This is a genomic window from uncultured Paraglaciecola sp., from assembly GCF_913058035.1.
Classification (GTDB): Bacteria; Pseudomonadota; Gammaproteobacteria; order Enterobacterales; family Alteromonadaceae; genus Paraglaciecola.
The window spans coordinates 1-11,326 of sequence record NZ_CAJXPA010000146.1 but is presented as its reverse complement, the minus strand read 5'-3'; the positions used below and the strand labels follow the sequence as shown (position 1 = coordinate 11,326).

Annotated in this window: 13 protein-coding genes; 8 read left to right on the top strand and 5 right to left on the bottom strand. The window is 38.1% G+C overall.

Annotated elements, in window-relative coordinates; translation table 11 throughout:
* Window positions 1-195 precede the first annotated feature (195 nt).
* From trkA to def, 4 genes are read right to left on the bottom strand one after another with little or no spacing between them, the layout of a single operon-like run.
* Window positions 196-1,575: a Trk system potassium transporter TrkA gene (gene trkA / locus QZ562_RS16155; RefSeq protein ID WP_293762304.1), complete on the bottom strand. Its 1,380-nt coding sequence runs from the start codon at window positions 1,573-1,575 to the stop codon at window positions 196-198.
* 22 nt (window positions 1,576-1,597) lie between these two features.
* Entirely contained in the window at window positions 1,598-2,914 is a 1,317-nt protein-coding gene (gene rsmB / locus QZ562_RS16150; protein WP_293762301.1) for a 16S rRNA (cytosine(967)-C(5))-methyltransferase RsmB, read from the bottom strand.
* A gap of 10 nt (window positions 2,915-2,924) precedes the next feature.
* The gene (fmt, locus tag QZ562_RS16145) at window positions 2,925-3,869 is read right to left on the bottom strand and encodes a methionyl-tRNA formyltransferase (RefSeq protein WP_293762298.1); all 945 of its coding nucleotides are present in this window, start codon (window positions 3,867-3,869) and stop codon (window positions 2,925-2,927) included.
* 7 nt (window positions 3,870-3,876) lie between these two features.
* Entirely contained in the window at window positions 3,877-4,386 is a 510-nt protein-coding gene (gene def / locus QZ562_RS16140) for a peptide deformylase (protein ID WP_293762307.1), read from the bottom strand.
* Window positions 4,387-4,668: 282 nt separating this feature from the next.
* Here def and QZ562_RS16135 point away from each other — a divergent pair, with 282 nt between their 5' ends.
* The 8 genes from QZ562_RS16135 to QZ562_RS16100 all read left to right on the top strand — a co-directional run bounded on the left by QZ562_RS16135 (window position 4,669) and on the right by QZ562_RS16100 (window position 10,562).
* Complete coding sequence (locus tag QZ562_RS16135; protein ID WP_293762295.1) at window positions 4,669-5,667, top strand: LysM domain-containing protein; 999 nt, start codon at window positions 4,669-4,671, stop codon at window positions 5,665-5,667.
* Between the two features lie 32 nt (window positions 5,668-5,699).
* Complete coding sequence (gene dprA / locus QZ562_RS16130; RefSeq protein WP_293762292.1) at window positions 5,700-6,836, top strand: DNA-processing protein DprA; 1,137 nt, start codon at window positions 5,700-5,702, stop codon at window positions 6,834-6,836.
* A gap of 1 nt (window position 6,837) precedes the next feature.
* Window positions 6,838-7,314, top strand: coding sequence for a DUF494 family protein (locus QZ562_RS16125; protein ID WP_293762289.1), 477 nt, complete (start codon window positions 6,838-6,840; stop codon window positions 7,312-7,314).
* A 37-nt stretch (window positions 7,315-7,351) separates the two neighbouring features.
* On the top strand, window positions 7,352-7,909 hold the full coding sequence (locus QZ562_RS16120) for a topoisomerase DNA-binding C4 zinc finger domain-containing protein (RefSeq protein WP_293762286.1): 558 nt from the start codon (window positions 7,352-7,354) through the stop codon (window positions 7,907-7,909).
* Window positions 7,910-7,998: 89 nt separating this feature from the next.
* On the top strand, window positions 7,999-8,571 hold the full coding sequence (locus QZ562_RS16115) for a Sua5/YciO/YrdC/YwlC family protein (RefSeq protein WP_293762283.1): 573 nt from the start codon (window positions 7,999-8,001) through the stop codon (window positions 8,569-8,571).
* A gap of 4 nt (window positions 8,572-8,575) precedes the next feature.
* Window positions 8,576-9,493 carry an oxygen-dependent coproporphyrinogen oxidase gene (hemF, locus tag QZ562_RS16110; RefSeq protein WP_293762280.1) on the top strand — a complete coding sequence of 306 codons (918 nt, stop codon included), beginning with the start codon at window positions 8,576-8,578 and terminating at the stop codon, window positions 9,491-9,493.
* The gene (aroE, locus tag QZ562_RS16105; RefSeq protein ID WP_293762278.1) at window positions 9,493-10,314 is read left to right on the top strand and encodes a shikimate dehydrogenase; all 822 of its coding nucleotides are present in this window, start codon (window positions 9,493-9,495) and stop codon (window positions 10,312-10,314) included. The genes hemF and aroE overlap by 1 nt, the downstream gene beginning before the upstream one ends.
* A complete protein-coding gene (locus QZ562_RS16100; RefSeq protein WP_293762276.1) occupies window positions 10,311-10,562 on the top strand; it encodes a hypothetical protein in 252 nt (83 codons plus the stop codon). The genes aroE and QZ562_RS16100 overlap by 4 nt, the downstream gene beginning before the upstream one ends.
* Window positions 10,563-10,564: 2 nt before the next feature.
* Here QZ562_RS16100 and QZ562_RS16095 read toward each other — a convergent pair whose 3' ends face one another.
* Window positions 10,565-11,101 (bottom strand): gamma carbonic anhydrase family protein, encoded by a 537-nt coding sequence (locus QZ562_RS16095; protein WP_293762274.1) that lies wholly within the window; start codon window positions 11,099-11,101, stop codon window positions 10,565-10,567.
* Window positions 11,102-11,326 lie beyond the last annotated feature (225 nt).

Below are 11,326 nucleotides of genomic sequence, written 5' to 3'. Positions count from 1 at the left end.
TGGCTGGTTATAGAGCTGAATACGCTCATTTTTTTAATTTACAAATATACAAGAAATATATACTTGTAAATTATTGTGGAAAATTAATTTCAACGCAGTAGTTAACGTTCTTGCTGAGTTTTAATACATCAAGCCTATAAACACTCTGTGTAACGTTGGATATTTATTTTTAACAATGAAGATTAGCATTGATAATTATCCAAAAAAGAAAGCACTAGGCTGAAATAATTTTTCTACGTGACTGACAAACTTCTTATCAACAAGGAAAAGGATAATGTGATCGTTGGCTTCAATTTTTGTATCACCGTGTGCAATTATTACTTCTTCACTTCTTACGATGGCTCCAATAGTAGTTCCTGGTGGTAGTTTTATCTCACGTATTTCACGACCAACTACTTTAGATGTGTTTCGATCTCCATGGGCGATGGCTTCAATAGCCTCTGCAGCCCCTCTTCTAAGTGAGTAAACATTAACAATATCTCCTCGTCTTATATGAGTCAGCAGTGCTGATATGGTCGCCTGTTGAGGTGAAAAGGCAATATCAATTTCCCCACCTTGAACTAAATCTACATAGGCACCGCGTTGTATCAGTACCATCGCTTTTTTGGCACCAAGCCGTTTGGCTAACATGGCCGACATAATGTTGGCTTCATCGTCATTTGTAACCGCAATAAAAGCATCGACTTGTTCAACATTTTCTTCGGTTAATAACTCATGATCTGACGCATCACCTTCGAAAACGATAGTCTTATCTAAATGTGCAGAGAGATACTTTGCTCTTTGTGGGTCAAATTCTATTAATTTTACATTGTGATTGTGTTCCAGTAATTTAGCTAATCCAGCACCAATTAATCCACCTCCTGCAATCATTATACGTTTATAACTCGATTCCAACTTTTGCAGTTCACTCATCACGGCACGAATATGTTTCGTGGCAGCGATGAAAAATACTTCGTCATCAGCCTCAATAATGGTTGTTCCAAGTGGGCGAATTGGTTTGCCCCTTCGGTAAATAGCAGCAACGCGAGTTTCTACATTAGGAATATGTTCTTTGAGAGAAGAAAGTGCATGCCCAACCAATAATCCGCCATAATAAGCCTTTACCGCCACAAGGCTGGCTTTACCATCGGCAAACTCAACGACCTGTAATGCTCCTGGGTAGTCTATTAAGCGTTTTATCGCACTGGTAACAAGCTGTTCAGGTGCAATAAGGTGATCTACTGGCACATCTTGGTGTTTAAACAATTGCTCTTGATAAATAATATATTGTTCTGAACGCACACGTGCGATCTTAGTGGGTGTTTTAAATAAACTATAAGCTACTTGACATGCCATCATGTTGCTTTCATCACTATTGGTTACCGCAATAAGCATGTCGGCATCTTCTGCTCCTGCTTTTTTTAGAACATCTGGATGCGAACCCACACCGGCTACAACTTGTAAGTCTAGCCTGTCTTGAAGATGTCTAAGAGTATCCGGATCTGAATCGATGACGGTAATTTCATTTTTTTCACCAACTAAATTCTCAGCTAAAGTGGCACCAACTTGGCCTGCACCGAGGATAATTATCTTCATGAATGAACTTTAAACCTTATTATTAGTGTGATTTCAGCAGCCTGGCATAATAGAAACCATCCATTTGATGATATCCAGGCAAAATTTGTTTACCAGGTTTATCCAAAGAGTCGTTATCAAAAGTATCATCTAACAATGCGTCAGTGGTACGAGATAAAAAATTGTGAATTTGTAGATGATTTTCCTCGGGCAATATAGAGCAAGTTGCATAAAGTAATGTTCCACCAGGCTTGATAAGAGGCCATATGGCATCTAATATTTTTTTTTGTAATTCCACTAACACATCAATATCTTTGGCTTTACGGAGCCACTTTATATCAGGGTGTCGGCGAATAATACCCGTAGCAGAGCAGGGTGCATCCAGAAGTACACGGTCATAAAATTCCTCTTCACTCCATTTTTCAGGTGTACTTGCATCACCAACTACGATGCTTGCATTGTGCCCCAGTCTGACTAAATTTTCTTCTATTTTCGCTGCACGTCTATTATCTATTTCTAAAGCAATAATTTTAGCTATATCTGGTTGAAATTCGATTATATGACAAGTCTTGCCTCCAGGTGCAGCACAGCAATCTAAAATAGTCTCACCTTGTTTCGGTTTAAGATAATGAGCTGCAAGTTGCGCAGCTCCGTCTTGAACAGCAAACCAACCCGAGTCAAAACCAGGTAGATTAGTTATGTCATGACCCTTTGATAATATTAATGCCTCTGGATGCTCTGGTGAATGACTAAAACCTATATCCGCTTTTTCTAATGCTTTTGCATAATGTGCCTGCGAAATTTTACGGGTATTAACTCTCAACCAGATTGGTGCCTTTACCTGCATATTAGTAAGTAATTCACTAAAACCATTTTGATACCCCGCTTCAAGTTTTTTGAATAACCACTTAGGTAAGCCTGAAGCTATTTGTTCATTTGGTGCTTCTTGCTTGGATATTTCTTCCCTAATAAATGTTCGTAAAATAGCATTGACTAAACCTTTCATGGCTAGTGTATTGAGCGGCTGACAAGCGGCAACTGTCTCAGATACAGCAGCATGTTGGCTGACCCGACTAAAAGCCAACTGATAAAAACCTAACATAATTAAGTGTTCCACAACTTTAAAGCGGTTCTTCAATGGTTTATCAAGCAACTGTCTAAGCCAAAACTGCAAAATAGGTAGATTACGTAAAACACCGTAAACCATCTCTTGTAGCCATGCTTTGTCTTGTTCTTTGTGAGGCAATTGGGCAATAGGTAAACACTCGCGTGCGGATTGGCCTTCTTCTAATATTTGATGCAGCACTTTTGCGGCATCAGCACGTAAATTGAGATAGTTAGCTTTTGACTTAATCTTCATAAAAAGCAATTCATATAAGTGATACACCTACTGCAAACCAGTCAGCTCTGCCATTTAATATATCAGCAGCTAACATTGGTTTTTTACCGGGAAGTTGCAGTTTAGTCAGCAATAAACATTGATTACCTGTCGCAACTAAAATACCTTGTTTATTTGCTCTAATAATCTGTCCTGATGGGGTATCAGAGCTTTCAGCTTTAACTACTTCAGACGAATATACTTTTATGTTGGAATTGTTAAGAATAAAAAATGCAACTGGCCATGGATTAAAAGCACGAATGTTTCTCTCCAATTGTTCAGCAGGTAAATACCAGTCAATTTGGGCTTCCTCTTTTGACAGTTTTTTTGCGTAACTGGCTAACCTATTATCTTGGATTTCCGGTTGTAGTTCACTGAGTGTATTTAAAGTTTTAATCAGTGCTTTTGGGCCAATTTCTGCTAGCTTTTGATACAAGCTGGCGCTAGTCTCATCTTTACGAATGGCAAGCGTATGTTTGGACAGTACAGCGCCTGTATCTAACCCTTCATCCATTTGCATGATAGTTACACCTGTTTCACCATCACCCGCCCATATTGAACGTTGGATAGGTGCTGCACCTCGCCACTTGGGTAACAAAGAGCCATGCACATTAAGACAACCTAATAATGGTGTGTTCAATATAGAAGCTGGCAATATTAAACCATATGCGACCACTATCATGATGTCTGCTTGTAGTTCAGACAAGATAAGTTGTGCTTCTTCTGTTTTTAAAGACTGAGGTTGATAGATGGGGATCGTATGCTTAACAGCTAATTGTTTTACTTCGCTAGCTTGTAGTTTTTTACCACGACCTGCTGGGCGATCAGGTTGGCTGTAAACCGCAATGACATCGTGTTCAGAGTCTATGAGTGCTTGCAAATGTAACGCAGCAAATTCTGGTGTACCTGCAAAAACTATTTTTAATGGCTTATTCAATTTTACTTCAGCCTTTTGTCGCTAGTCGAGCTTCTTTTTCTAATTTAGTTTTAATTCTCTGCCGCTTAAGTGGGGATAGATAATCCACAAATAATACGCCTTTTAGATGATCCAATTCATGCTGAATGCATATGGCCATTAAGCCATCTGCATCTAAAGTAAAAGGTTCACCCGTTCTATCAAGAGCACAAACTGTCACTTTTTCTGCTCTTTCAACTTGTGCATAATTATTAGGTACAGATAAACAACCTTCTTCGCTAATTGTTTTACCTTCTTTATGAGTGATTTCAGGATTAATAAAAACCATAGGGGTATCTTGGTTTTCTGATACATCCATCACCACCAACCGTTTATGAACATTGACTTGTGTTGCTGCTAAACCAATGCCGTTTTCTTCATGCATAGTGTCGAACATATCGTTGATTATTGTGGTAATAGATTTATCAACCTTCACAATCTTTTTTGCTACTGTGCGCAACCTTTCATCAGGAAAACGCAATACATCTAATATTGCCATTGTATTATTCAACTATAATGAGTCTTGGACTCAGAATTAAAAAACAACAGTAACTTCACGCTGTAGTGAAAGAGTCACTGTTGATGTATGTATTATTTAATATACGATTAAATGGAATTGACTATTTAATACAATTCAACCTAGGCTATTCTAGCGTAAATCAATCCAAAACATAATAGTCACTGCATCAAGGTGTATATAAGAATGACGAGCAAAAAAATTATTAGGTTGTTGATGCTGTTAGTGCTCATGCCGCTTTATAGCTTCGCAGACAGCATTTTAGTGAAAAACTCAGCTCCTGAAGTTTATGTGGTAAAAAAAGGTGATACTTTGTGGGACATATCTAATATGTATTTGGATAAGCCTTGGCTATGGCCCCAGCTATGGCGAACCAACATACATATTACTAATCCTCATCTTATTTATCCCGGTGACAAATTGCGTTTGGTTAAAAACGAAAAGGGTGAGACGGTGCTGGAGGTAGTAAGAGAGTTAGCGAAAACTGAAATAAAACTGTCTCCAAAAGGAATTAAATCGTTCAAGACTGCCGAGCCAATCCCTGCTTTACCATGGTCAGTTATTAAACCTTATATTGAAAACGAAATGATCATGTCGAAACAAGCTTATGACCGTTATCCATATGTCCTAGGTAATCAAGAGGGTTCAGTGCGATATGTAACTAATAATTTAGTACTTGGAAAGGCATCCCGTCGTAGTAAAAAAGACTTAAATATTGTTAGAAAGCAAAACGAATTGTACGACATGGATGGGAATTTTATCGGTTTGCAAATACGCCATTTAGCTGATGCTAAATTAGTCGATGCCGATATAGGAAAGCAAAAACTGATTAAAATAATACAGGCAAAACTAGAAGTTAAACGAGGCGATAAAATTATTCCAGCTGTTAAAAATGTGCCAGAGGAAATTTTTCTTTCGGCTGCAGAAGTTCAAACTGGTTATATTATTGATGATCTAGAGCAGCATAACTTGTTGGGAAAATACAATGTAGTTGTGTTGGATCTTGGTGCCGACCAAGTGTCTGCAGGCACAATAATGGGCATCTATCGCCAAGGACCAAAAATAATTGATGGCAAACAACCGAAGTATGAAGGTGAAAATAACGCGATTCGGAGCGCTTTTAATAGAGGTGATGAAATTTCTCAACCCGCATTAAAAGTTGGTGAAGTTGTTGTATTTAAAACTTTTGATATAGCAAGCTATGCGCTTATTACTAAATCAGCTAGAGTTATAAAAAGAGGAATGATAGTCGCTAAGCCCTAGTTTTTTTAGGGCTATCTATTTAGGGAGAAAATATGCAACAGGATGTTGAATTAAATAACAATAAAAATAGCGAACTAGAAAATTGGTTGAAGTTAGCTCAGATACCCAATTTTTCTATCAATAGTTTGAAAAAATTAAAGCAAAAATTTGATGTTGAATTATCTGAATTATTCACTATATCAAAAGCCTTACTAAAAGAAATAGGTTTTAACACTGAGCAAATTAAAGCGATTTTGTATCCTAATATAGAAGTTATTACTGCGAGTTTATGTTGGCTGAATTCCACAAATAATCGTTTCTTATTACATTATGACCACCCTAGTTATCCAGATTTGTTGAAACAGATTTCTAGCCCACCACCGCTGATATACGGCTATGGTGATCCCAAATATTTAAGTAATTATCAAATCGCGATAGTGGGAAGCAGAACACCTAGTCCACAGGGTAGAGAGAACGCCAAATATTTTGCAAGCCATCTAAGCGAATGCGGTTGGACCATCACCAGCGGCTTAGCTCTTGGTATTGATGGATTATCTCATCAAGGTGCAATATTAGGTGGTTTTATTACAATAGCGGTATTGGGAACCGCCATTGATAAGATGTATCCGCGCCGCCACATTGATTTAGCTGAAAAAATATTGTTAAACGATGGCGTGATTATTTCTGAGTTTGCACCCAATACACTAGGTCGAGCAGAGTATTTTCCAAGACGAAATCGAATCATTAGTGGTTTGTCTGTTGGTACTCTTATTGTAGAAGCGGCAATCAAAAGTGGTTCGTTAATCACTGCAAGATGTGCTTTAGAGCAAAATAGAGAAGTATTTGCGTTACCGGGAAGTATACACAGCCCCATGTCTGCAGGTTGCCATCATTTGATTCAACAAGGAGCAAAGCTGGTGACATGTGTAGAAGACATTAATGAAGAGTTTCAACATCTGATCTTGCCTTCTTTAACAAAGAAAGAGGATAAATTAGAAAAAAACATGTTACAGAGCTTGGCATTAGACAAATTGTTAGATAGTGTAGATTTTGAAGTAACGCCGCTAGATATAGTGGCCCAGCGTAGCGGTATAGAAGTAGCAGATGTCATGTCACAATTATTAGAATATGAATTACGAGGTATAGTAGCTGCTGTCCCTGGCGGTTACATCAAATTGGGGAAGAAATAACATGTTCGATATCCTCATGTATTTATTTGAAAACTTTATTCATAACGAAACTGAGATACGAGTCGATCAAGACGAGCTGACAGATGAGCTAACAAGGGCTGGTTTTCATCATGACGAAATATATAAAGCATTGTCTTGGTTAGAGAAACTTGCAGCATTACAAGACACTGATATTACACCTTACTTAGCTAAAGGCTCTGCTTCCTTTGTTACTCGGGTGTATATACAAGAAGAAGAAATGCGATTGGATGTCGAGTGTCGTGGTTTTCTAATGTTTCTCGAACAAATCAATGTTCTTGATTCTTTCACTCGAGAAATGGTGATTGACCGAGTGATGGAAATTGATTCTAAAGAGTTCTGCCTAGAGGACATGAAATGGGTAGTACTAATGGTACTGTTTAACGTACCAGGAAAGGAAAATGCTTATGCTCAAATGGAAGATTTGTTGTTTGAAGAGCCTGAAGGGCCACTCCATTAATTGTTTTTAATTATAAGTAGTAAGAGTGTTGTATTAAATGTCTAAGATTGACCACTCCCTTTTTTCAACCACCGCTTCAGAGCAAACTTTTGGGCCTTGTCCAAAATGCAACGCTAAGTTGAACGTCAGACGAGGTAAATCTGGTGCTTTTATAGGTTGTAGTCATTATCCAGAATGTGACTTTTCAAAGCCTTTACATGAACACGAAACTTCCAAGATTAAAACCATCGAAGGTTCTATTTGCCCATCATGTCAATCAACATTAATCATTAAGAAAGGTCGATTTGGTTTGTTTATTGGCTGTAGTGATTTCCCTGAATGTGATTACATTGAGTCGAACTCGAACAGTGAAGATACACAATTAACCTGTCCCATGTGTAAAAAAGGGCATATCACTAAGCGTTCAAATAAGTTTGGTAAGTCATTTTATGCGTGTGACAACTATCCAAAATGTAAATATTTATTGAACTTGCCACCTGTCGACTATCCATGTCCAGAGTGTCATTGGCCAATTATGCAACAGAAGAAAGGTAACACTGAAGCTGAGCTGCTATGCCCTCAAAAAAAATGCCAATGTAAAATTCCTCAGCCCTAATAATGCATCATGAAGTTGTTATTGGTATTGTGTTTCTACATTGCATGCTTGGATTAAAATTAATTGAAAACTGACAGACCTAAGATTACATGAAAAGCTTATCAATAATTGAAAATTCAGTGCGTATTATCCAGACCTTGCAGAAAGGGGATTTGATTGCTTATCCAACTGAAGCTGTGTACGGACTTGGATGCGATCCAGATAATGAAGATGCGGTACACAAATTACTATCATTGAAAAAACGTCCTGTTGATAAAGGTTTAATCTTAGTCGCTAAAACCTATTCACAATTGTCACCATATATAGATGATAAAAAAATACCTTTGCATATGCGTACTGAAATATTTTCTAGTTGGCCGGGCTCAGTGACCTGGTTGTTACCCGCCTCTAAACAATCACCTAAATGGGTGACTGGTGACAGCGATTTAATTGCGGTTCGAGTCAGTAGACACATTGTTGTAAGTCAATTATGTGAGTTATTTGGCAAGCCTTTGATATCCACCAGTGCTAATGTCACTGGAACTAAACCTGCAATAAATGTTCAACAATTATATCTACAATTCGATAAAACCTTATTACTAGTTGACGGTGCTTTAGGTGGGGCTAATAAGCCCAGCCAAATCCGTCATGGAGTAACCGGTCAAACCATAAGAGACAATTAGCTAGATGACATCAGATTCAGTGCCAGATATAGAAAAAGTTAAACAGTATTTACTTAAGCTACAAGACGTTATCTCCCAAACTTTAGAGCTGGTTGACGGTAAGGGAAACTTTGTTGAAGACGATTGGCAGCGCGAGCTCGGTGGTGGTGGTCGTACTCGTGTGTTAACAGGCGGTAAATTCATTGAGCAAGCTGGAGTTAACTTTTCCCATGTTTTTGGTGGAAAACTACCTGAATCTGCGACCGCTGCTCGGCCTGAACTAGCGGGTAGGAGTTTTCAAGCCGTTGGTGTGTCCTTGGTTATTCACCCTCACAATCCTTTTGTTCCGACAACCCATGCTAACGTACGTTTTTTTATTGCCGAAAAGCCTGGTGAGGAGCCCGTCTGGTGGTTTGGGGGGGGATTCGATCTGACACCTTTTTACCCATTTTATGAAGATGTAGTCCACTGGCATACAATTGCCAATAAACTTTGTCTACCTTTTGGTGACAACGTATATTCAGAATATAAAAAATGGTGCGATGATTATTTTTATTTAAAACATCGTGATGAAACGCGCGGAGTAGGCGGATTATTTTTTGATGATTTAAATAAACAGGGATTTGAAACAAGTTTCAAGTTTATGCAGGCAGTTGGAAACGGTTTTTTAGATGCTTATGTACCTATTGTGGAAAAACGCAAAGATATTCCTTTTAATCAAAAAGAGCGTGATTTCCAATTATATAGGAGAGGGCGTTACGTAGAATTTAATTTAGTTCACGATAGAGGCACTTTATTTGGATTACAATCAGGGGGACGAACCGAGTCAATATTGATGTCTATGCCACCACTTGTTCGATGGGAATATTGTTACGAACCTGAGCCAGATAGCAAGGAAGCAGATTTATATGCTAATTATCTTCATCCGAGAGAATGGATATAATGGGTAGATATACCGTATTTGGTAACCCAATAGCGCACAGTAAGTCACCTTCGATTCATCATTTGTTTGCTGAACAAGCCGGATTAACAATCGAATACGATTGTACTTTTGCAACGAAAGAAAACTTCATTCCTACTCTGACAGACTTTTTTCTGGACGAAAACGCAAAAGGTTGTAACGTTACTTCTCCTTTCAAAGAGCAAGTAGCAAAATGGGTCAACGTTTTGTCTGCAAATGCAAAACTTGCTGGTGCTGTCAATACAGTTATTAAAAAAGAAGATGGTACCTTTTTAGGTGACACTACTGATGGCCAGGGTTTAGTACAAGATCTGCACCGCTTAAATATACAGGTTAAAGATTCTCGTATATTGTTACTAGGTGCTGGTGGTGCTGCCAGAGGAGTATTACAGTCTATGTTAGCTTTAGATCCATCATTACTAATAGTTGCAAATCGTACAGAGGAAAAAGCACAGAATCTAGCTTCACTATTACCTCAAGATAATTTTATTGGCATCGGTCTTAAGCAATTAAATACGATTCAGCGACCCTTTGACCTTATCATCAATTCTACATCTGCTAGTCTGGCAGGAGAGTTACCCTGTATTCCAGACTCTGTGATCAGTAGCTGCGCTAATTTTTATGATATGAGTTATGGGGACAAACCCACAGTGTTTATTCAATATGCAAAAAAGTTAGGGGTATTCAACACTTTTGATGGATTAGGTATGTTAGTAGGGCAGGCCGCAGAAAGTTTTTATTTGTGGACTGGTTATCGACCTGATGTAGCTCCCGTTATTCGTAAATTAAGAAGTAGTTTATGAATCAAGCCGTTCAAGTCTTAGATGGTTTTACCTATGTAAGTGCAAAAGAAGCAATTAAAGTAGATATTATGTATTCGGGCCAAATGTTGGCCTGTTACATAAATGGTTTGAGTAAAGAGAAGTTAACAGATATGTACAAAAATAAGCAGTTTGAAATAGAAGACATAATCGAACAAGAGCTTGAACAAGACAAATTAAATTCAGACGGTGAAATATGGCTCAGCGCCAGATACGTTTTCGCATACTGAGTCTAATTGGATTCCTCAATATATTCGTCTTTAAGTTTTATATAGTTTAGGGCTGATTGTTTTAAAAATGCTACCTCGCTTTCTTTTAATGGCCTTGCCTGTTGTGCAGGATTGCCTTTATACAAATAACCACTTTTGAGTATCTTGTTGGGTGGCACTAATGTACCAGCTCCGATAAACACATCATCTTCAACAATTGCACCATCCATTACAATTGTACCCATACCAACTAATATTCTGTTTCCTAAGATACAACCATGCAACATACATTTATGACCTATTGTCACATCTGCACCTATAATAAGAGGATAGCCATGAGGATTGAGTTCACTTACTCGAGATACATGTAATACGGTTCCATCTTGAATATTTGTTCTAGCACCTATTCTTATATAATTCACGTCACCCCTTGCAGCTACAAGTGGCCAAATACTCACATGTTCAGCACATTCAACGTCTCCTACTATCACGGATGAAGCATCTACATAACAATGTTTTGCTATTGTAGGAGATTTACTTTTATAAGAACGAATAGGCATGTTTATTCCTAATTGAAAACAATGTGCATATCATATCAAAAATAATTGACATTTTATTACCTCAAATAGCTACTTTAATGTGCACCTAGTTTGCTTTTTAAGCACTTAAACGTTAATTGTAAATTAGGGCTTGCATAGGAATCTGATGTATCTATAATGCGCCCTCGCTTCAAGGGAGACCACTTAGGTCACTCGCAACATCACAGGGTAAACCTCGATGTTGCA

Bases quoted from the DNA above. Each gene is read 5' to 3' on its own strand.
- trkA (WP_293762304.1), bottom strand. From the start codon at position 1,575: ATGAAGATAATTATCCTCGGTGCAGGCCAAGTTGGTGCCACTTTAGCT.
- rsmB (WP_293762301.1), bottom strand. From the start codon at position 2,914: ATGAAGATTAAGTCAAAAGCTAACTATCTCAATTTACGTGCTGATGCC.
- def (WP_293762307.1), bottom strand. From the start codon at position 4,386: ATGGCAATATTAGATGTATTGCGTTTTCCTGATGAAAGGTTGCGCACA.
- dprA (WP_293762292.1), top strand. From the start codon at position 5,700: ATGCAACAGGATGTTGAATTAAATAACAATAAAAATAGCGAACTAGAA.
- QZ562_RS16125 (WP_293762289.1), top strand. From the start codon at position 6,838: ATGTTCGATATCCTCATGTATTTATTTGAAAACTTTATTCATAACGAA.
- QZ562_RS16120 (WP_293762286.1), top strand. From the start codon at position 7,352: ATGTCTAAGATTGACCACTCCCTTTTTTCAACCACCGCTTCAGAGCAA.
- QZ562_RS16115 (WP_293762283.1), top strand. From the start codon at position 7,999: ATGAAAAGCTTATCAATAATTGAAAATTCAGTGCGTATTATCCAGACC.
- hemF (WP_293762280.1), top strand. From the start codon at position 8,576: ATGACATCAGATTCAGTGCCAGATATAGAAAAAGTTAAACAGTATTTA.
- aroE (WP_293762278.1), top strand. From the start codon at position 9,493: ATGGGTAGATATACCGTATTTGGTAACCCAATAGCGCACAGTAAGTCA.
- QZ562_RS16100 (WP_293762276.1), top strand. From the start codon at position 10,311: ATGAATCAAGCCGTTCAAGTCTTAGATGGTTTTACCTATGTAAGTGCA.
- QZ562_RS16095 (WP_293762274.1), bottom strand. From the start codon at position 11,101: ATGCCTATTCGTTCTTATAAAAGTAAATCTCCTACAATAGCAAAACAT.